This is a genomic window from Gottfriedia sp. NPDC058432 (assembly GCF_042721555.1).
Classification (GTDB): Bacteria; Bacillota; Bacilli; order Bacillales; family Bacillaceae_G; genus Gottfriedia.
In genome coordinates, this window is sequence record NZ_JBHXLC010000030.1 from 24,982 (window position 1) to 43,929 (window position 18,948).

The 18,948-nt window shown below is 31.8% G+C and carries 22 protein-coding genes; 5 read left to right on the plus strand and 17 right to left on the minus strand.

Annotation, left to right across the window (positions count from 1 at the left end; all coding sequences use genetic code 11):
- Window positions 1–87: 87 nt before the first annotated feature.
- A complete protein-coding gene (locus ACFWM3_RS21710; protein WP_216600079.1) occupies window positions 88–228 on the plus strand; it encodes a lmo0937 family membrane protein in 141 nt (46 codons plus the stop codon).
- A gap of 158 nt (window positions 229–386) precedes the next feature.
- The gene (locus ACFWM3_RS21715) at window positions 387–1,895 is read left to right on the plus strand and encodes a flavin monoamine oxidase family protein (protein ID WP_056471865.1); all 1,509 of its coding nucleotides are present in this window, start codon (window positions 387–389) and stop codon (window positions 1,893–1,895) included.
- Window positions 1,896–2,051: 156 nt separating this feature from the next.
- Here the strand turns inward: ACFWM3_RS21715 and ACFWM3_RS21720 are convergent, their stop codons facing one another.
- The 8 genes from ACFWM3_RS21720 to ACFWM3_RS21755 form a co-directional block, all read right to left on the minus strand.
- Window positions 2,052–2,465: a hypothetical protein gene (locus ACFWM3_RS21720; RefSeq protein ID WP_056471864.1), complete on the minus strand. Its 414-nt coding sequence runs from the start codon at window positions 2,463–2,465 to the stop codon at window positions 2,052–2,054.
- A gap of 239 nt (window positions 2,466–2,704) precedes the next feature.
- A complete protein-coding gene (locus tag ACFWM3_RS21725; RefSeq protein ID WP_390312922.1) occupies window positions 2,705–2,899 on the minus strand; it encodes an excalibur calcium-binding domain-containing protein in 195 nt (64 codons plus the stop codon).
- 211 nt (window positions 2,900–3,110) lie between these two features.
- Complete coding sequence (gene tnpB / locus ACFWM3_RS21730) at window positions 3,111–4,244, minus strand: IS200/IS605 family element RNA-guided endonuclease TnpB (RefSeq protein WP_390312899.1); 1,134 nt, start codon at window positions 4,242–4,244, stop codon at window positions 3,111–3,113.
- 378 nt (window positions 4,245–4,622) lie between these two features.
- The gene (locus ACFWM3_RS21735; RefSeq protein WP_390312900.1) at window positions 4,623–5,555 is read right to left on the minus strand and encodes a DNA-3-methyladenine glycosylase family protein; all 933 of its coding nucleotides are present in this window, start codon (window positions 5,553–5,555) and stop codon (window positions 4,623–4,625) included.
- Between the two features lie 86 nt (window positions 5,556–5,641).
- Window positions 5,642–6,616, minus strand: a complete 975-nt coding sequence (locus tag ACFWM3_RS21740) for a DMT family transporter (protein WP_390312901.1) — start codon at window positions 6,614–6,616, stop codon at window positions 5,642–5,644.
- 30 nt (window positions 6,617–6,646) lie between these two features.
- Window positions 6,647–6,922, minus strand: a complete 276-nt coding sequence (locus tag ACFWM3_RS21745) for an NUDIX domain-containing protein (RefSeq protein ID WP_390312902.1) — start codon at window positions 6,920–6,922, stop codon at window positions 6,647–6,649.
- Between the two features lie 15 nt (window positions 6,923–6,937).
- Window positions 6,938–7,873: a DUF1835 domain-containing protein gene (locus tag ACFWM3_RS21750; protein ID WP_390312903.1), complete on the minus strand. Its 936-nt coding sequence runs from the start codon at window positions 7,871–7,873 to the stop codon at window positions 6,938–6,940.
- A gap of 258 nt (window positions 7,874–8,131) precedes the next feature.
- Entirely contained in the window at window positions 8,132–8,266 is a 135-nt protein-coding gene (locus ACFWM3_RS21755; protein WP_082459488.1) for a YuzL family protein, read from the minus strand.
- A 103-nt stretch (window positions 8,267–8,369) separates the two neighbouring features.
- Between ACFWM3_RS21755 and ACFWM3_RS21760 the strand changes: the two genes are divergently transcribed.
- Both ACFWM3_RS21760 and ACFWM3_RS21765 read left to right on the plus strand, forming a co-directional pair.
- Window positions 8,370–8,612, plus strand: coding sequence for a YkuS family protein (locus tag ACFWM3_RS21760; RefSeq protein WP_056471845.1), 243 nt, complete (start codon window positions 8,370–8,372; stop codon window positions 8,610–8,612).
- 480 nt (window positions 8,613–9,092) lie between these two features.
- The gene (locus tag ACFWM3_RS21765) at window positions 9,093–9,248 is read left to right on the plus strand and encodes a DUF1540 domain-containing protein (RefSeq protein ID WP_069033300.1); all 156 of its coding nucleotides are present in this window, start codon (window positions 9,093–9,095) and stop codon (window positions 9,246–9,248) included.
- Window positions 9,249–9,376: 128 nt separating this feature from the next.
- On the opposite strand, the gene ACFWM3_RS21770 is transcribed toward ACFWM3_RS21765, so the two are convergent.
- From ACFWM3_RS21770 to ACFWM3_RS21790, 5 genes are all read right to left on the minus strand, one after another.
- The gene (locus ACFWM3_RS21770; protein ID WP_390312904.1) at window positions 9,377–9,703 is read right to left on the minus strand and encodes an antibiotic biosynthesis monooxygenase family protein; all 327 of its coding nucleotides are present in this window, start codon (window positions 9,701–9,703) and stop codon (window positions 9,377–9,379) included.
- A 110-nt stretch (window positions 9,704–9,813) separates the two neighbouring features.
- Window positions 9,814–9,951 (minus strand): hypothetical protein, encoded by a 138-nt coding sequence (locus ACFWM3_RS21775; protein ID WP_172795413.1) that lies wholly within the window; start codon window positions 9,949–9,951, stop codon window positions 9,814–9,816.
- A 117-nt stretch (window positions 9,952–10,068) separates the two neighbouring features.
- Window positions 10,069–11,232 carry an MFS transporter gene (locus tag ACFWM3_RS21780; protein WP_056471798.1) on the minus strand — a complete coding sequence of 388 codons (1,164 nt, stop codon included), beginning with the start codon at window positions 11,230–11,232 and terminating at the stop codon, window positions 10,069–10,071.
- Between the two features lie 125 nt (window positions 11,233–11,357).
- On the minus strand, window positions 11,358–11,729 hold the full coding sequence (locus tag ACFWM3_RS21785) for an ArsR/SmtB family transcription factor (protein ID WP_056471797.1): 372 nt from the start codon (window positions 11,727–11,729) through the stop codon (window positions 11,358–11,360).
- The gene (locus ACFWM3_RS21790; RefSeq protein WP_056471795.1) at window positions 11,729–12,154 is read right to left on the minus strand and encodes an SRPBCC family protein; all 426 of its coding nucleotides are present in this window, start codon (window positions 12,152–12,154) and stop codon (window positions 11,729–11,731) included. The genes ACFWM3_RS21785 and ACFWM3_RS21790 overlap by 1 nt, the downstream gene beginning before the upstream one ends.
- Window positions 12,155–12,567: 413 nt before the next feature.
- Between ACFWM3_RS21790 and ACFWM3_RS21795 the strand changes: the two genes are divergently transcribed.
- Window positions 12,568–14,667 carry a TerD family protein gene (locus ACFWM3_RS21795; protein WP_390312906.1) on the plus strand — a complete coding sequence of 700 codons (2,100 nt, stop codon included), beginning with the start codon at window positions 12,568–12,570 and terminating at the stop codon, window positions 14,665–14,667.
- Between the two features lie 37 nt (window positions 14,668–14,704).
- Here ACFWM3_RS21795 and ACFWM3_RS21800 read toward each other — a convergent pair whose 3' ends face one another.
- From ACFWM3_RS21800 to ACFWM3_RS21815, 4 genes are all read right to left on the minus strand, one after another.
- Window positions 14,705–15,178 (minus strand): GNAT family N-acetyltransferase, encoded by a 474-nt coding sequence (locus tag ACFWM3_RS21800; protein WP_390312907.1) that lies wholly within the window; start codon window positions 15,176–15,178, stop codon window positions 14,705–14,707.
- Window positions 15,179–15,306: 128 nt separating this feature from the next.
- Window positions 15,307–15,597 carry a hypothetical protein gene (locus ACFWM3_RS21805; RefSeq protein ID WP_056471787.1) on the minus strand — a complete coding sequence of 97 codons (291 nt, stop codon included), beginning with the start codon at window positions 15,595–15,597 and terminating at the stop codon, window positions 15,307–15,309.
- Between the two features lie 716 nt (window positions 15,598–16,313).
- On the minus strand, window positions 16,314–17,519 hold the full coding sequence (locus ACFWM3_RS21810) for a CapA family protein (protein WP_390312908.1): 1,206 nt from the start codon (window positions 17,517–17,519) through the stop codon (window positions 16,314–16,316).
- Between the two features lie 319 nt (window positions 17,520–17,838).
- Window positions 17,839–18,876: a TolB family protein gene (locus tag ACFWM3_RS21815; RefSeq protein WP_390312909.1), complete on the minus strand. Its 1,038-nt coding sequence runs from the start codon at window positions 18,874–18,876 to the stop codon at window positions 17,839–17,841.
- Between the last annotated feature and the right edge of the window lie 72 nt (window positions 18,877–18,948).

Sequence of the window (18,948 nt, forward strand, 5' to 3'; positions counted from 1 at the left end):
TTTTCACTTTTGTGCTCAATAAATGGATATGAAAGATAAAATTGGAGAACGTAATAATACAGTCATCAAGAAAGGAATGTTCATATTATGTGGATTTTATTTTTTATTCTTTTAATCTTATGGGTATTAGGTTTTTTTACTTTCCATATCGCAGGCGGTCTAATTCATATTCTATTAATTATCGCAATTATTGTATTTATCGTTAACCTATTTAGACGTAAAAAGTAGCAAATTTTTAGGGGAATTTTCTACAAACCGAGAGCTTTGATTTTTCAAGCTCTTTTTCTTATGCCATTTCTATTCCTAATCCTGCTTTTAACCTCTTCTATATTCTTCTATTTTTGAATAAACTTCTATGAATGTCATAAATATAGAGGAGCGAAATTATGCCAGTTAGTATGGAGCCTCCTATATCAATGGAAATAATGCTTCAAACAATTCGTACAGGACTACCAAAAACACTTGAGCCTAAAAATATTATTATTGTAGGTGCTGGGATATCAGGTTTAGTAGCTGCTTCACTTTTAAAAGGAGCAGGACATGAAGTAACAGTTCTCGAAGGAAATGATCGAATTGGTGGTCGTATTTTTACTAATCGTAATTTTTATGCAGGACAGTATATGGAAAATGGTGCAATGCGATTACCATCTATTCACTTGCTTGTTTTAGAATATATTAAGAAATTTAACCTCCCTTTAGAAGAATTCATTAATAGTACTCCAAACGATATTATATACGTAAACAATGTAAGAACCATTCAAAAGCTGTATGAAGAAAATCCCGACATTCTTAACTTCCCTACTTCACCATCTGAAAAAGGTAAAACAGCTGAATATTTGGCTCAATACGCCATGCAACCTGTAACTGACTTTATTAAAAAGAATCCAAAAAAGAATTGGGAAATCGTTATTAAATTACTTGATCGTTATTCAATGGAATATTATTTAAAATACAATCCATATGGTAGAACATTATCAGTTGGAGCCATTGATATGATTAAGGTTATGCTTGGGATGGAAGGCTTTCCTGAGCTTTCATTCACTGCCTTACTTCGAGAAGTAATGATTCTATTTACTCCTGGACTAAAATTTTATGAAATAAAAGGTGGAAATGATCACTTACCGTATTCATTCCTACCTGAATTAAAAGAAAATATTTTTTTAAATCAAAAAATGAAAAAAATTGAACAACACGATTCTTCTGTAACGATTCATACAGAGGATACACAAACCTCGCAGGCATATACTGTAACTGGAGACTTAGCCATCATTACCATACCTTTTTCTTTACTAAACTTCGTTGAAATCATTCCACGCGATTTATTTTCTTATAACAAATATAAAGCAATTCGACAATTACATTATGTTCCTTCGACTAAAATTGGATTACAATTTAAAACTAGATTTTGGGAGAAAACAGGTAATATTGGTGGAAAAATGATTTCTGATTTACCTGTTCGTTATTCCTATTTCCCAAGCCAATCCGTTGGCTCAGAGGGCCCAGGCGTCATATTAGCTAGCTATACATGGGAAGATAATGCATCAATTTGGGATAGCTTAACTGAAAAAGAACAAATAGAGAATGCGCTAGAAGATTTATCCAGAATTTACGGTAAAGAAATATATAATGAGTTTATTACTGGTAATACATTTAGTTGGTCAGAAAATCCTTTTTCAGGTGGAGCTTTTGCTATTTTCAAACCTGACCAGCAAACAGAGATTGCTCCATATATTTCAACTCCAGAAGGACTAATCCATTTCGCTGGTGATCACACTTCTACAGCGCCAGGTTGGATTCAAGGCGCAATCGAATCTGGAATAAGGGTGGCTTATGAGGTTAACGATTTACCTAAATCAACGGCAAATGAGAATTTTGAGGCACATAATCAAGGGTAACCATCAGAGTTTTGGATTTCTAACCTTAGAAAGTGAGCATTATGGCTTTATGTACAAAATACTATGGCCAATTAATTGAACCCCTTATACCAAACGCAATTCAAGAAAAACATAAAACCCACAAGGAACATAACCTTGTGGGTTTTCATTATAATTTTATCCAATTTTCAAATAACCTACTGAAGGAACGAAAGAATATCCTTGATTTATAACCATATCTGTTATTTCTGTCGTTTCAGTATCTCTGACTTGATGAAACAATTTATATTTTATTGATTTTACTTTCTTTCCTCTTAAGACATTATTTAAATAAATTAACTCAATTTCTAAAAAAGGTATTCTGTACTTTAAATTATTCGTGATTCTATTTGTGATTAGTTCATTAAACTCAATATCGGCATTATTAACAGAATTTATTTTCATATCCCCTACTAATTTATTCTGTTTATCAGTAAACTCACTAATAATATATTCGATTTCCACTTTTGATAGGGAACGAGTTTCTTTTAATGGCAATGTAACTTGATTTGTTTTTTCTTTACTAAATAGTCGTTTAAAAAATTTAATCATAGTCCCGTCCTCTTCAATTTTTCTTATTTATATTTTGTCATGATTAAACAAGATTGTAAAAATAATTTTTTAGGCACTAATACTATTCTATTATTAAACCGAAAATCCTTTGTAGAATTGCTGCTCTTTTAAAATTTTTAAGACAAAACTTAATAATTCCAAGACTCAGGGATTTAATTCGAAAATAACAGACCTAATCAGATAAAAAACACCTAGTAATAGGTGTTTTTACTCTGTTTTTACTCTGTTTCACACGCATAATTATCATGATCACGATCCAGTTGTGCTTGGTACGCTTTATTCCCTTTTGGTACTCCATTTGGATAGATTTTTCTTAAGTCCGTGCAATTTTTAAAATACTGTTTATTATTTTTAGACGAATTATTCGTTTTTGTTTGATTGGTTTTATTTTTGCTCCATAAACCAACACCCAGCTGCTTAGCAGTTGCTTGTAAGCTTCTTAGCTCTGCTTCATAGGAATAATTACCATAATCTTGAACTACTCACCACTTAACACCTTTACTGGTTGTTTGAAGTGGGAGATTCTTGGGAACTGAGCATACTTGCAAGTGTTATTTCTTTGCCAGCAGAGGTTTCTCATATTTGCCAAGCTATCCCCGTAGATTCCTACGGTTCTATGGTTATTTATGCCATAGCCAATGCTCGTAAGCCTTCAGCTAGGATATTTTTACTGGCATTTATATCTCGATCGTGATGTTGATAGCAAATAGGACAGGTCCATTCCCTGATTGCAAGAGATTTCTTGCAATCTTGGTGCCCACAATCAGAACATATTTGGCTGGATGGAAACCATTTACTTACTTTCATGATTGTTTTACCATACCATATAGCTTTGTATTCTAATTTAGATACAAATGCAGACCATGATACATCAGAGATAGATTTGGCTAATTTGTGATTACGTATCATTCCCTTAATTTTCAAGGTTTCAATACAGATTATATCGTGGTTTTTGATGATTTCTGTACTCAACTTGTTAAGGAAATCATCACGTTGATTCATTACTCTTTCGTGTAATCTAGCGACTTTTCTTTTTTGTTTCTGATAGTTTTTTGCATAAAGAAGATTAACCCCATTCTTTTTAGCATGTAAAGCACGTCCTGAAAGTTTTCGCTGTTCACGTTTTAGTTTCTTTTCCATTTTGGCAGTAAATTTATTGTTGTCAATTTTTCTTCCGTCAGACAAAATGGCAAAATCAGTAATGCCTAAGTCGATACCAATCGATGATTCAGCTTTCACCAGTGGTAGTACGTCTACTTCTACAAGAATGGATACAAAGTATTTACCACTTGGAGTTCGTCTAACGGTTGCATTCAAAACACGACCATGTACTTCGCGACTTTTAGCAAAGCGAACAAGACCAAGTTTAGGGAGTTTTATTTTGTTTTCGACAACGGCAATATTTCCATTCGTTTCTTTTGTTGTATAGGATTGAACTTGATTCTTTTTAGACTTAAAGCGTGGTGCGTTATTCTGCTTGTTGAAGAATCGTGAATAAGAATCGCTAAGGCTTTTCAGTGAGGATTGAAGAGCAATGCTGTCAACTTCTTTTAGCCATATTAACTCTTTTTTCAACTGTGTTAATTCAGCAGAACAAGAATTGTATGTTAATCCTTTGCCAGTTTCTTTGTATGCATCTTTCCATTGACCTAAAAAGCGATTGAATATAAAACGACTACATCCGATTGTTTTAACAATTAGGGTTTCCTGTTCTTTAGTTGGATATATACGGAATTTATATGCTTTATTGACTAGCATTGTTTTCACCTCACTTCATTACAACTAACACAAGATGGTAATATATTAAGAATACAGATTATCGCTATCTAAAATCATTGTAACCTCAGCCCTTATCTTACTTAAGACTGAATAGATCATTGAGATATGAAACGGGCAACAAAAAAAGCCTTTAAGCATACGCCTAACCGACATTCAACTACCACCTATTACTGGTGATGTTATCACACCTTCACGTAATTGAGGAAGGAGTCTTCTTTCGGAAAATGATAAAATAAGTCTTTTCATGCTTTTCCCCCAATTATTCTTGTTAACATTATTTTAACAATAAATACCAATTATGTATCGGAATATAGGGGGATTTTTCAATTTTAGTGAACTTTACTTTGTATTATGTATTTAGGAATATAATGATCTCCATAAATAAAACGTTACGTAAGCCTCCCAGCCCTTCCATTTTGTAGCCATCTTCTTAATTTCTTCAATTGAAGGTTTTTTCTCTAATGATAGTTGATTTTTTAATGCATTATGTATTCCTACATCGGCAATTGGAAACGCAGATTTCTCTTGTAAACATTTCATCAAAACGTAATCAGCAGTCCAGTTCCCAACTCCTCTAATTTCTAATAACTTATTTAACTTTTTCTCGTATGAAATTAAACGATTGAGAGATTCTTTTGAAATGAATCCTTCTGTCATTAATTTTGCAATCCCAATCACATATTCCGCTTTTCGTGTTGTAAATTTCAGACTAGTTAAATCAGAAACTTCAAGTTTGGATATTACATCTGGAGTTGGAAATAGCCAAAAAATTTCATCATTCCATCTAAAGCTTTCTCCATATTTTTCAACAAAGCTTCTTTTCAGAGAAAACGCAAATGACAGATTGATTTGTTGCCCCATAATTGCCCATGTAAATGCTTCAAATAAATCCGGAATTCCAATTATGCGAAGGCCAAAATGCTGTTCAATTAGCAACTGTAACATCTGATTCTCTTTACTTAATTGATAGAATTCGGTTAGGTCTCTGTTTAAATCAAATAATTCCCATATAAAGGCTGCTGAAGCTACTTTTATTTCTTCATTTGGATTTTGGTCTGGAAATTCAATTAATAATTGGTTATGTACACTACTTACTTTTAGTAAAATTAATCTATTTTCTATTTTAATAAGTTTAAAAAAATATTCCCCATTAACTTGATGGACTACCTCATTTTTTGATCTTGCCAAAAATACTAAGCATTCTTTAAAACTAAAATCTTTTGGTGTTAAGATGGATACTGAATTCTTATTTTTATCTAATACAAGTGATTCATTGAATTCTTTATACATATTAATCACCTCTTTCCACTAGGTTAGTCATTCAAAAAGTATATACTTGAAGTTTTTTCGTTAGTTGAATTTCATTGAATAACGTTTCATAAATTAACAGTTTCCCTATCTTGCTGTACGGACTTACCCCTCTGTGATAGATAACTATGTAAAATCATGCCAATCATTATAATAACCATTCCAAACCAAGAAATAATTGATGGAGATGCTGATGATAAGAAGATCATTTCACCAATTACCGTGAATAATACTTCCATGGATTGGGTTGCTTCTACTGCACCTAATTTTTGCATATTTCCCCTTACTAAATCAGTAGCTTGAAAAAATAATACAGTAGCAATTACTCCCGATGAGATCGCTACCATTAATGATTGTGATACTTGGTTTTGACTTGGTAGTCCTACAGTATGTAAACCATAGATTGATAGGATGATCCAAAACGGTAAACTTGCTAAAGTCATTCCTAAAACGCGTTGATATACATCCAGCTTGCCATCACATATTTCCATCATTTTCCGATTGCCAAGTGGGTATGCAAATGAGGCAATAATAACTGGTAAAATACCTGTTAAAACTGTTGAAATAGCTATTTTTGTAGCTAACTCAACTTGCATTAATAAAATACCAAATATGATTAGTAAAGACATTCCCAATCCTTTAAAAGGAATTTTCCCACGTACCTTTCGGGTTCCATTTGATGTTTGAACTGATATGAAGAAAAATGGTGCTAATAGAGACCCAGATAAAATCGTTATCTGCCATGAACTAGCTATTAGCCATCCTGGAGAATAAACTGCTGCAAGACATATTGGTGCATAAAATAAACCGAAGCCAATTGTTGACCATATAATCCAACTTTTTAATTTCCCTCTCATTTCTTTCAATAATTCATAAAAATTTCTTCTAGCTATTACAATGATCAATAAAAAAGGAACCATAAAAAAGTATCTTAAAGATGCGCTCCAAATCCAACTTCCACCGGATAATTCCATCGAGCGGTTTAAAATAAATGTGATTGAAAAGAAAAATGCCGCTAATACTCCTAATAAAATCGGGCGCATATTACCACCTCTATAACGTTTTCAATTATCTTAAAGACCAACTTCGTGAATATCATTTCCTTTATAAGAAAAGAAATTTTCTACTGTCCACATCATCCGATCAATTTCAACTTCAATTCCTAATTCTTCAATAAACTCCCTTTTTAAGCTTAAATGTGATTCCTCATTGAATTGTATTCGCCCACCAGGTAAAGACCAAATTGTGTCAGTTGCTAGTCTATGAATTAAGACATGACCATTTTCAATCCAAATACCCGCAACCCTTAAATTAAATACTCTGTTCTCTGATTTAAATACAACATCCATGATTAATACCTGACCTTACATATTTTGTTTAGAGGATTTTTCAACTAAATGTACTCCTCCAACCCACCAGTCTATTCCAACTAAATTCATTCGATTTGTTCTTCCCGTTAGTACGTCTAATCCCCATCTAGTTAAACCAATTTTTGCTTTCGGGTTATGTTGTTTATAACTTGGTAATTCACTGTCACTACTTATTAATGGGTAATCACCTTTCATTAATTCATTTAGAATGGCTGCAAAATATAAATCGCTTAATCCATCATTTGTTCTTTGTCTTACGAGCTTATTAAATAGTTCTGCAAAAGAGTTGATACCTTCATTGATCATTGATAATGCTAAAAATTCTATTTCATTTAATCCATTTTGTTGAGAAGGAAAATATGTCATATGACTTAATAATGCGTGCTTTAAAAACGGAAGCGCATGACATTTTTGAATAAATTCATTCAGTTCATCTAGATTATCTGAACAATAAGCTTTCCATCCAGCACATGCTTCTTCTATTTGTACGTTTGTAATTTCCTGTCTAGTTGGAAGTAATTCAATTAATTGTTCTGTTGATAATTGACCTAATCCGTGAAATGGTACAATGCCTTCATATTCATTTATACTAACCATCGAAATTTTTTGAAATCCTAGTGCCGATAATTCCGATAATAAATAGAGGATCGTCACCTGATCGTATCGATCATGTTCGAACCATAGAACAACTTCCTCAGAACGAGATAGTTCATTTAATAATTGATATTGGCTTTTGCAATTTTCAATAAAAAAACTCAAAGGAATTTGTAGTTTTTGTTCAAAGAATTCTGCTCTTCTTTTATATGTTTCTTCTAAAGTCCAATCTTGATGAAGTGGTCCAAAATCATACATTTCTCTCCATACGACCATATTACCATTTAAAGATTTTAGTTTTCCTCCAACAACATCACCATTTACAATATGATTCATCTATTCATCTACTCTCCCCAATAGTTTAATTAAAAAGAAAATACATTACTTTATAATTGATGTAATGTATGATAACAAGATCATTTAATTAAGTTCTTAATTCTTCTTACCAATCGTAGATTCCTCTTATCTATTTTATTTTTTATCAAAATAAAAAACCACCTATAAATAGGTGGCGAGACATCTTCTTATTAAATAGTTTTTTTAGTCAGATTACTTTGAATGTCATTGCAACATTTGAATTCTGACCAATAGTCTTTATTTAATCTCTCTTTTTTGTTTTTTTCTACTAGAAGACATCTCAACACCAGTTTCAGATGTTGTAGTCCCTTGACCTTGTACATTTGGTGATCCTAAGCCTACTCTAGATGGATCTTTTTTAGTTTTTCCCATATTAATCACCTCCATCTTTACTTTTTCTAAACTTAAACTTCTTTATTCAAAGAATATTTTTCCTGTAAATTGCCAATCTTATATATCTGAGGAGGTGTTTTTTATGGCTAGAATCGGAGTAGAACAATCTTTAACGAATGTCCAAGAAGCATTACGTTCAGCGGGACATGATGTTGTTGAATTAAAACAGGAATCAGATGCAAATGGTTGCGATTGCTGCGTAGTAACAGGACTTGATTCAAATGTAATGGGAATGCAAAATGTAGCTACACAAGGATCAGTAATCGAGGCAAGTGGCTTAACAGCTGATGAAGTTTGTCAACAAGTTGAAAGTAGATTACAATAACAAATTACAACAAAAGTTATATCTTAAACATTCTAAAAAACTCGCCAATTGGCGAACTTTAAAGTGATGACAAAAAGCGCAGTTGCACTTTTACATAATTCCAAAATATGCAACTACTTCGAGTCCCCTTCGTCGCTTTAAATTTTAGCTTTCTAATGTGCAAAAAAGGGTAAGCCTTGCTCACCCTTTTTTCAAATTATAAATTTAATCCACCGTACAACAAATCTCCCATTACAATAAAAGCCGGATGAAGCTTTACTTTCTCCATTAATATGTAACTGATCACTGCTAAAAACAAAAACTGTCCAATACCAATTTGAATGAATGCACAACTTTAAAAACCTTACCGTATTTCGATAAGGTTTTAGCTTTGCCTTTTAAAGTTTCTCACTTGAATTAATAAACATTAAAAAAAGAAATTATGGATGTATCAATCCCTTTATTAATGTGAATGATAAAAATTAAGGGAGGTGTCTTATAATGGCAAAAGATGTACTTTGCGAAGTTGATAACTGTAAATTTTGGGCTTCTGGAAACAAATGTAGTGCAGATTCCATTTATGTTGTGAGCCATAAAGGGAAACAAGCTAAAAACAATGCTGAAACAGATTGTAAAACATTTGAAGCTGGAATGTAATTGTCCTTAAGGGTAACCTATTTAGAAGGTTGCCCTTTCTTATTTATAGTATTGATAATAACTATCATTTTCATTCAAATTTATTCCAATTATTTAATATTTTTTACATCTACACCACCAATTACTGACTACATTTCAAAAAAATTATCCCTTTCAACTTTACTCACTCTTAATGCGAAGGATTCATACCAGTCTTTTTTTCCACGTTCTTGAGCAACCTTGTGAGTTGCGTGCTCTTTCCATGTCTTAATAGCATCCAAGGAGTCCCAATAAGAAACCGTTATCCCCATATCATGATCACGTGCGCTTTCAACTCCTAGGAATCCTTGTTGACTCGATGCTAATTCAACCATTTTTTCAGACACCTTACTATACCCATTATCTCCATCCGTTCTTTTAGAACAAAAAATAACTGCATAATATGGAGGTTTTGGCGTTTTTGCAAATGAACTCATTTTTATCCCTCCTTCTTCTAATAATCATATTTGATGAAAGAGTTAAATAACATAGTCAATTCAAAAAATGCAAATAAAAAAAGCGATACCAATTGTATCGCTTTCAAATCTTACTCAAAAAAATAAGGATTTCCGCTTATGTTATTTCTCATTTCTTCTGTTACTTGATAATCCTCTTGTTGGTAATTTTGATCTAATGCTTCTTCATTAATTCCGCTGCCATCAAAATGTGCTGGTTTATTTTCCATACAAATCACCTTCTAATTAAGATTAGTTTTATGCCGCAAAACTATATTTTTAGAATGTCCAATTCTGAAAAATAAATTAGAAAAAACGATGCAATAAAAATCGCATCGTTTCATTTTTTATATTAATTTACTCTCATTCACTTTATTTGTTAGAGCAAAAGAATAAATCGCAGAAAATAAAGCAAAAATAACAATAATTCCTCCTACTAATGCGTTCATTGTTACTGCATACTGAGTAATTAGGATTCCACCTAAACTCGAACCTAATGCAATTCCCGTATGAGAAAAAGAATTGTTTAATCCAACTTGGATATCAGCCGAATCTTTTGCCACTCTCGCTAGACTATCTTGAACTGCTGGACTAATTGACCAAGATACAGTTCCCCAAAGAACAACTATAATAAATAAACTAATAATTGAACTAGGAGCGAATGTTAAAGTTAAAATAGAAATAGCTAATAACCCTAAATTAAACACTAATGTCTTACTTCCACCAAATTTATCAGTAGACCAACCACCTAACCATCCACCTAAAATTCCTGCCATTCCAAATACTAGTAAAACAATACTAATCATATTAGTAGATAATCCCATCGTTTTCATTAAATATGGTGTAAAGTAAGTATAAATTGTAAAATGTCCTGTTAATTGTAAAAAAGAAATTAGTTGAATCGATAAAATACGTTTATTTTTAAGTGTTGCTACTTGCTTGATCAATGGGATTGTTGGCTGACCTTTAACTTTCGGTAAGAATTTATAAATCCCTAACATAGCCAATAAGCTTAATATACCGACTAAAACAAATGTCATTCTCCAACCGAAGTTTTCACCGATAACTGTACCCAAAGGGACACCAAAAACTAGAGATGAACTGATCCCCATAAAAATAACTCCAATTGCTCTACCTCTAATTTCAGGCGAAACGATGTTTGTTGCAGTCGTTATTGAAACGACAATTACAACCGAGCAACTTGCTGCAAGTATAATACGTGCGATTAATAATACAGCGAAATTCGGACTAATGATGGAAAGAATATTTCCAAAGAAAAATACTGTTAATGCGATTAATAGTAATTTTTTACGTTCTATTTTTGAAGTGATCGCTATAAAAATAGGAGCTCCAAATGCAAATACTACTGAAAAAATTGAAACTAGCTGACCAACCGCACCAACTGAAACATGTAAATCCCCTGCAATCATTGACAGTAAACCAGTAATAATAAACTCAACGGTTCCTGCGACAAAGGTTGCAATAGCTAAAATATATATACCTTTATGCATTGCTTAACTCCTCAAGTATGAAACTATTTTTTCATAATAATTTTTTGCCACATTAGTTTATTATATAGGTATAACTAAAAATGTCTATGCAAAAAAAACGAACCTACTTTAGATTCGTTTTGACATTACTCTTCATTATTATCTTTATTTGATTTAACTAGTTTTATACTTTGATCTTCTTTATTTTCAACTAGATGTTGTAAGATCGATAATTTATTTGCCCAAAATTGCTCGTAATATGCTAACCATTGTTTAATCTCTAAAAATGCTTCTGGCTCTAATCTGTATCTTCTTTCTCTGCCAACTTTTCTTCCACTTATTAATTCAGCTTCTGAAAGTATATGGAGATGTTTTGCAATTGCTGTTCGACTCATCGGAAAATTACTTGATATCTCTGAAATCGGCAATTCTTTATTAGCTAATAATTTAAGTACTTCTCTTCTAGTAGGATCGGCTATCGCTTGAAATACGTCATATTTTTGTGCAGAGCTGGACACTAGTTTTCAACAACCTTTTTAAGCTTCTGAACAATACCAACCCAACCACCATTCATATTGTCGCGGACAACACCACTTTTTTGGTTTGGTTTTGGAAGAATTTCATCAGCAGTTTTCCATCCACTATGGATTAGCGTAAATTCAGTTTGATCCCCTAAATCTTTTAAAATAAATGATACTACCCATCCATCAACATCCCAAGTAAACGATACTCGATTTGGTTCATCAATTTCTAAAACTTTACAAGGTGATGGACCAAATGGACCTTGCAAATGAAACTCGTGACCTACTACTGGTTTAAAGTCATTTGGCATGAACCATGCAGATATACCTTCTGATGTTGATACGACCTCCCAGACTTTTTGAATAGGTGCATTATATATTAGAGTTTGTTTAATATCTTCAACTTGATTTTGTACGCCCATTTCAATCCTTCTTTCAAGTTAATATAAAACCTTTTGGTTATATTTAAAATTATATACAACCATTTGGTTTTATGTCAATCTAATTTTGCGTACTTATTTTTTCCTTAAGTTACTAAATTATGATGAATAGGTAAACTATTTTACATTACGGTATTTTCCTTCATCACCGATAATATGTTTTCTGTTGCAAAACGCTTTCATAAATACTAAACTAATAAAACAGGCTATGACTCAGCTTCCTTCTACATTCCTGTTAGAATTTATCTAGCGAGTCTCTTTCCTGTATTCCTTATCAGAATTGATAAGGTTACGAGGCTATATTGAATCTTCCTTCTATTAGGTTTGTACTCTAAGTACTTTTTCTAGATTCAATAATTTCCTCGTTTTTTTATTATAAAATTTGGAGGCCATACATGAATCAAACAAACATCCTTTTCCGAAGAAAAAATTCCCTCTATATCGAAAAACAAGAAAACAACCTCCCAAAACCATTACTTGCAACAGCCTTGAAGCAACTAGAAGCGTTCGGTTATACTTTTTCACTTGAGCTTATTGAAATTTTACAAACATGGAACGATCAAGAATTTATAGCTTGGTTTATAGATTTCAAGGAAACGATCAGTAATGAATTAGGCTATAATGTTGACCACATTCCTTTTTACAAAAACTTTCCTAATGACGTAATGAAAATTGATGAAGCAGAGTTATATATGAATAGCTTATTGTATTATATATTCGGAGTTCAACCACTTACTCTAATTAAAAAACGACCACCTCTTAGAAATAAAAAAAATCTAAAAATAATTAATCTAGCAAAACAAGATGATTTAATTCAAATTATTAAAAGATTAATTGATAGTACTGGTTCTTTTAAGTCCCAAGACATTGAGGATATTCAATATGTACTGCTAACTCAAAATAAACCACTAAACTTATTACCAGAACTATTCTTATCAAAAGAAAAAATGGCTATAGTCCTCAAACTATTGTATCAATCTAAAAAAATAAGCGAAAATGAAATCGCAAATTATTTAAAAACGGCAACAGATATTTTACGCTTTTGTGCTGCATTAAGTGAAGGCGATCCTTCTTTAAGCATGAATACTAAATTTATATCATTTAGTAGAAAAGAGCGTAAATTAATCCTTTCATTATTAAATGAAATCCCTCACGCAATTGAGGATATGGTTAAAAGACGAAACGTATGGATAAGAATTGGAGAAAAACTACATCCTGGTGAATATTCGAAGCGTTTTCCACATACTGAAAATTTATTCAATATCCTTAGAAACGAAAAAAAAGTAAGTACATACCAAAGTAAAATCACTGAATACTTAAGTAAAAAAAATCTCACTAAATTAACAAGTGAATTAATCAAACGTCCTGGTGAGTTTGCTAGAAAACTAGATTTTGTTTTACGTTCATTTACTGAAGAAAATGATCAGCTATATATTGTTTCACAGTTTTCAATCGTTTGTAAGGATGTTTCAACTCCGGTTCTATTAAGTCTATGGAATCATTTTAATAAACGAAATGATGAGAGAAGAATTCGCACTTTTTTTCCTAAAGGAAATATTGCGAAACTCTATGCTATTGAAAATAAAATAACAAAACTTAGTGAAGTTATAATCGATGATGTTTTAAATGTTGTTAAAAAAACTTTATACGCACGTTTTTCTGTTAAAGAATCTCTTGGCAAAGTATGGATCGATGAATCATATCACAACTTTACCTTGCCTAATGGATTGCGCTCTGCAAGTAAATCACTTAGAACAATTCCTCGAGGCTCCACTATTCCGATTGGTGAAGGAGATATAATTAGATTCTTTCTTTATTGGAAAGAAGGAGATGTAAATGGCGTACATACTGGAACTGTCGATATTGATTTAAGTGCAGTATTTTACGATGATAATTTTAATTATATAAGTGATATCTCTTACTATGAACTAAAAAATAAACAGCTTAAATGCTATCACAGTGGTGATTTCACAAGTGCTCCTAAAGGGGCTAGTGAGTTCATAGACTGCCATATTCCTACTCTTAAAAATAATGGGATTCGTTATGTTGTATTAAGTGTAAATAGTTATTCAGATCATTCATTTTGTAATTTACCTAGCTGTTTTGCTGGATGGATGCTACGAGACGATTTCAAGTCTGGTAAAGTCTTTGAACCTAATACTGTTATGGATCGCTTCGATTTAGCGAATGATCAAAAAATAAGTATTCCACTAATTTTTGACACTTTTGAACAGAAAGTTATTTGGTGTGATTTAGGTTTACAAGACAATATTGATTACTATAACAACGCAAAAAGTAATTCGAATAGTTTAGCAATACTAACTGAAGCTATGTCTGAAAAGAATAGTATTTCACTTTATGAACTATTAGAGTTACATGCAGTTGCTCGTGGTGAGCTTGTAACAAATAAAGATGAAGCAGATACCGTGTTTTCATTTAATGAAGAAGTTACACCATACCGTTATGATTTAATAGTAAGTGAGTTTATGAGCTAAAAATTACCCCAGACAATTTAATAGAGTCTGGGGCTATTTAGTTTCCACTGATCATTGTTATAAATTCAGCACGCTCAGTATAAAACTCATTCTCCACTTTAAAACCAAAATTTTCATACAGCCGAATCGCTCTTTTATTAAACTTAGCAACTGTTAATCTATATGTAGAAAGATTAGTCGTCTCATGTATTTTTTCAAGAATAAACCTGAAAATTCCACTCCCAAAACCTTTCCCCATTAAATCTGGTCTAACTCCTAATCCGATGTCAATCATCCTTCTTTCATAAACACCAAACTCGTTCCCTTTTGGTACTTGAGCTGACTGACCAATACAATAAAAGCCGATTAAGTTCTCATATTGGTCAATAACTGCTAAATACTGATTATTTAATAGTTCCTCTAGTCCCTCTTGACTTAATTCATTATTATAAAAATCGTAAGGGGGAGCATAACTCCAACTAAGTATTTCAGTAGCGTAAGATTCTGTCATTTTACTAATGTATAATTCCATGATTTCTCCTCATTTTTGTATTTGTTAAAACTGCAAATATAAAAAGCATTACTCATTTTAAATAGAGTAATGCTAGATTTAAATTAAAGTCTATCTAAACTTAAACTACCTGTTCGAGCATAATAAATTTACGAAACTACCCTATTTCTAACAAAGAAGAATACTCCGATATTAATTAATAAAATTCCAAAAAATGCTGCTAATAATAACTGAATACCCAAAATCAGGCTTGCATTATCACTAGAATTAAGGATCCACCAAATACTCGCAATGCCTAAGATGAATAGGTTAATATTAAATGCAATCGACATTGTAGCTAATACATTGTGTGTTTTATTTTGCATTTTAACCTCTACCCACACAGATAAAATCAAGGATACGAAAATAATACTAAGGAATTCAATAAACTGTAGATTCATTTCTTATTCCTCCTAAATTTTATTTGGCAATCAACTTACTATTAGGTTATTCTTTTGATTCGTTAAAAAAGAAGAAATTCCTTCCAAAATATAGCATTATCATTTTAAATAAGGACTTTTACCTATAACTTTTGGTTAAAAATCCATCGTATTTAAAAAAGCAACCCTTTAATGGATTGCTCAGGTTGTTGAAAAACAAAGTTGTAATTAAATAACCAGATTTTCGTAAAAGGAGTAGAGTGAGGTTGATTTCCACTACGGGATGCTCGCTTTCCATGGGGCAAGACCTGAGCCTCCTCGTCACGTTCGTTCCTGTGGGGTCTCAGCCTTCCCGCATTTCCCATAGGAGTCGAGCAACCCTCCGTTCCAATCAACTTATTCAAAAAAAATGGTTACACTAAAAACCTACTTTAATATCCTTTACTTAGAGTAGCATAACAACTTGTTAAACAGTTTACAGTTCAATTAAGTAAGAACATCAACGTATAATAATAATCATTTGAACTTGTTAATCTAAAATTTAGCAATTAAATATTTTTAACTTCTCTAAAATAAACAATTACTAGAGTTTGTTGTTATTATAAAACCACCCAAAAATTTAACATTAGATCAGAAAAAATTATATTAGCATTAAGATTCACTTAAAGTACGTTTGACCATTTTATAATTCAACACGCAAAAAGCAATCCTTTAAAGGATTGCTCTCTCTTATCTTATTATTTTTCGTATTGAGTCCAACTAGATCCGTGAATCTTATTTGAAGCGTCAATGATTTTTTTCTTAACTCTTTGTTCTTCAGAACCTTTTAGAAATAATGGTTGGTAATTATTTCGGCTAGATACTGATGAAATTGAGAATGGTACAACTTTTATTTCTTTTTGATTTGTGAGTTTTCCATTATTTAGATGAAAAGTTTGTTGGAAAACAAATGTATCTTTATCTTTTGGATTTTTATTTCCGCCGAACATAAAATTTCCTAAACTATATACGATAAATTTCCCTTTATACTCTTCAATTCCTTGAACAACATGTGGGTGGTGGCCGAGTATTAAATCCGCTCCATGGTCGATTGCATAATGGGCTAAATTTTTTTGAGTACTATTCGGTACGTAATCTCGCTCGATTCCCCAATGGAAATGGATTAGAATAATTTTCACACCATTTTTTCTTAGATTTTGTATATCATTATTAATTTTAATCCTTAATTCAGGTGAATCATTCCAGCCTTCATAGCCTAGTGCAGCAACTTTAACACCTTTAATCGTTGTTACATATTGGTCGTTATAGCCAAAATAACCTATTTTTTCTTTTTTCAAATTGTTAATCGTATCTTCAAAACCTTTTTGCAAATAGTCATGACTATGGTTGTTAGCTAAATTTACCGCTTCAATACCACTTAAAGTTAATATTTTGGCATAAGAAGGATTACCTTTAAAGCGGAATGTTTTAGTTGCTCTTATTTTTGCATTCGTTAAAGTCGTTTCTAAATTAACAGTTGATAAATCATCTTGTTTAAAGATATTATTTAGCCCTTTTGTAAAATAAGCTAATCCATTTTTATTTGCTTCTGCTGGAAAAGAATTAATATATTGAAAATCCTCATCTGATCCAAGTGTAAAATCGCCAGCGGCACTAATTTTAATAGTCGTTTCTACATTTTCTGGTTTTGCCGTATTGTTATTTTCTGGCTTTTGAATTGGTGGCTTTTGAACTGGCTTTTTAATCGATTTTGTTTCATCTACTACTTTATTTTTAGCTTTATTTTTAGTGTCACTTTTTACTAAATTGCTTTCTTCATAAACTTTCTTATAAACAAAATAACTAAATCCTGATATACAGCCAAATAGAACTAAGATCAAAATCCATATAAATATTTTTTTACTATTTCTTTTTTCAGTATTTTTATCCTTCCGACTCCTCATAAGTTTTTATATCTCCTTTTAATATCTTTGCTAGAAATATATTTTCGATTATTAGTAAAAAAATCTATTTCTTTTTAGTACGGATACCTGAGCCTCCCCTACTACATTTAGACAAAGATTTTACACAAAATATTGATAAAGAAAACGCGACGACTGACGAGCAAAACGAAGGTAGAGGCGTAGTTGCACTTATACTTTATTCCTAAAATTGGTTACCACTTTGAGTACGACTCTTTGCTGCCAATTTATACTTCCTAAAGTGAAAAAAGAGAAAGTGAGTTTTTCTCTTACTTTCTTATAGAAGAAACTAATTCGTTTCTTAATTTTTCAACGTTAATACATATGTCACAAACTCATTTAGATTATCTTTTAACATCACTTTAGAAACCAATATTTTTTTACCAGATGGACTCCAAGTTATTGGCCCAGCAATCTCGTCTAAATCAGTCGATAATTGTGTTATCTTTCTAGATTTGACATCGATCACGTATAATCCTCTTTCTCCCTTATCTTCCGAAATTACGGAAAAAGCTAATGTTTTGGAGTTTGGCGACCAACCTGCACCGAAAATTTGAGTTCCAGTAGCTAAAGATACGGTTTTTCTTCCATTTTCATCGGTTATAAACAACTCTCTTTTCGTTGCTGCAATTTTTCTAACAATAGCGAATTGCTTTTGATCTTGAGATGGAATAACCCATTCAACTTTTTGCTCGTTGTATTTTTTCCTTATTAAATTAACTTTATCAGAATTAGGATCAATCCTTTTTACTTGCCCATTTAGATTAGCTGAATACATTTGGTTAAATATCGTTGAATAAATGATTGTTTGATTATCGATCCATCGTCCTTCTGTCGCAAATGCATAAATGGCATCCGGCTCCGACACTTTAACCTTTTCAGTTCCTTCAGAATTGATAATATAACCTGTACCAGAATTTCCATCCTCTGTTTGCTTATAGAAAATATGCTTTTTATCGGGTGAAATAACGGCCCCTACTTGATCATGCTCCTCACTTGCTAATACTTGCGATTTGTTCGTGTTCAGATCATACGAGAATAAATTAATGTGATAAGTATAATCACCATTATCTGTCATAACTGATTTTGGTAATTTCATATTTTTTTGTTCAGTTAAAATCGTATGACCATCCAACCAATCCGTCCCACGAATACCTTCATAGCGATCTATTTTCTCAAGGGCTAACTCGTTTGTTACAACCTCTTCATTTCCTGTTAATACAGTAATTTTTTTATGTTTTTTTTCAATTACTATATCTTCATTTTGGCTTTGGCAACCTGAAATTAATAGAAATGTACTAACTAGAAAAAACACTTTAATCATACACTTGTTAAACATCACATCACTCCCCTACATTCGTACAAATTTATGATACGTATAGGATGTTTCAATTTTTAACATATCATGTTT

What these genes read in the sequence shown, in the direction of transcription:
- ACFWM3_RS21710 (WP_216600079.1), top strand. Translation starts at nt 88, where the DNA reads ATGTGGATTTTATTTTTTATTCTTTTAATCTTATGGGTATTAGGTTTT.
- ACFWM3_RS21715 (WP_056471865.1), top strand. Translation starts at nt 387, where the DNA reads ATGCCAGTTAGTATGGAGCCTCCTATATCAATGGAAATAATGCTTCAA.
- ACFWM3_RS21720 (WP_056471864.1), bottom strand. Translation starts at nt 2,465, where the DNA reads ATGATTAAATTTTTTAAACGACTATTTAGTAAAGAAAAAACAAATCAA.
- tnpB (WP_390312899.1), bottom strand. Translation starts at nt 4,244, where the DNA reads ATGCTAGTCAATAAAGCATATAAATTCCGTATATATCCAACTAAAGAA.
- ACFWM3_RS21735 (WP_390312900.1), bottom strand. Translation starts at nt 5,555, where the DNA reads ATGTATAAAGAATTCAATGAATCACTTGTATTAGATAAAAATAAGAAT.
- ACFWM3_RS21740 (WP_390312901.1), bottom strand. Translation starts at nt 6,616, where the DNA reads ATGCGCCCGATTTTATTAGGAGTATTAGCGGCATTTTTCTTTTCAATC.
- ACFWM3_RS21745 (WP_390312902.1), bottom strand. Translation starts at nt 6,922, where the DNA reads ATGGATGTTGTATTTAAATCAGAGAACAGAGTATTTAATTTAAGGGTT.
- ACFWM3_RS21750 (WP_390312903.1), bottom strand. Translation starts at nt 7,873, where the DNA reads ATGAATCATATTGTAAATGGTGATGTTGTTGGAGGAAAACTAAAATCT.
- ACFWM3_RS21755 (WP_082459488.1), bottom strand. Translation starts at nt 8,266, where the DNA reads ATGGGAAAAACTAAAAAAGATCCATCTAGAGTAGGCTTAGGATCACCA.
- ACFWM3_RS21760 (WP_056471845.1), top strand. Translation starts at nt 8,370, where the DNA reads ATGGCTAGAATCGGAGTAGAACAATCTTTAACGAATGTCCAAGAAGCA.
- ACFWM3_RS21765 (WP_069033300.1), top strand. Translation starts at nt 9,093, where the DNA reads ATGGCAAAAGATGTACTTTGCGAAGTTGATAACTGTAAATTTTGGGCT.
- ACFWM3_RS21770 (WP_390312904.1), bottom strand. Translation starts at nt 9,703, where the DNA reads ATGAGTTCATTTGCAAAAACGCCAAAACCTCCATATTATGCAGTTATT.
- ACFWM3_RS21775 (WP_172795413.1), bottom strand. Translation starts at nt 9,951, where the DNA reads ATGGAAAATAAACCAGCACATTTTGATGGCAGCGGAATTAATGAAGAA.
- ACFWM3_RS21780 (WP_056471798.1), bottom strand. Translation starts at nt 11,232, where the DNA reads ATGCATAAAGGTATATATATTTTAGCTATTGCAACCTTTGTCGCAGGA.
- ACFWM3_RS21790 (WP_056471795.1), bottom strand. Translation starts at nt 12,154, where the DNA reads ATGGGCGTACAAAATCAAGTTGAAGATATTAAACAAACTCTAATATAT.
- ACFWM3_RS21795 (WP_390312906.1), top strand. Translation starts at nt 12,568, where the DNA reads ATGAATCAAACAAACATCCTTTTCCGAAGAAAAAATTCCCTCTATATC.
- ACFWM3_RS21800 (WP_390312907.1), bottom strand. Translation starts at nt 15,178, where the DNA reads ATGGAATTATACATTAGTAAAATGACAGAATCTTACGCTACTGAAATA.
- ACFWM3_RS21805 (WP_056471787.1), bottom strand. Translation starts at nt 15,597, where the DNA reads ATGAATCTACAGTTTATTGAATTCCTTAGTATTATTTTCGTATCCTTG.
- ACFWM3_RS21810 (WP_390312908.1), bottom strand. Translation starts at nt 17,519, where the DNA reads ATGAGGAGTCGGAAGGATAAAAATACTGAAAAAAGAAATAGTAAAAAA.
- ACFWM3_RS21815 (WP_390312909.1), bottom strand. Translation starts at nt 18,876, where the DNA reads ATGTTTAACAAGTGTATGATTAAAGTGTTTTTTCTAGTTAGTACATTT.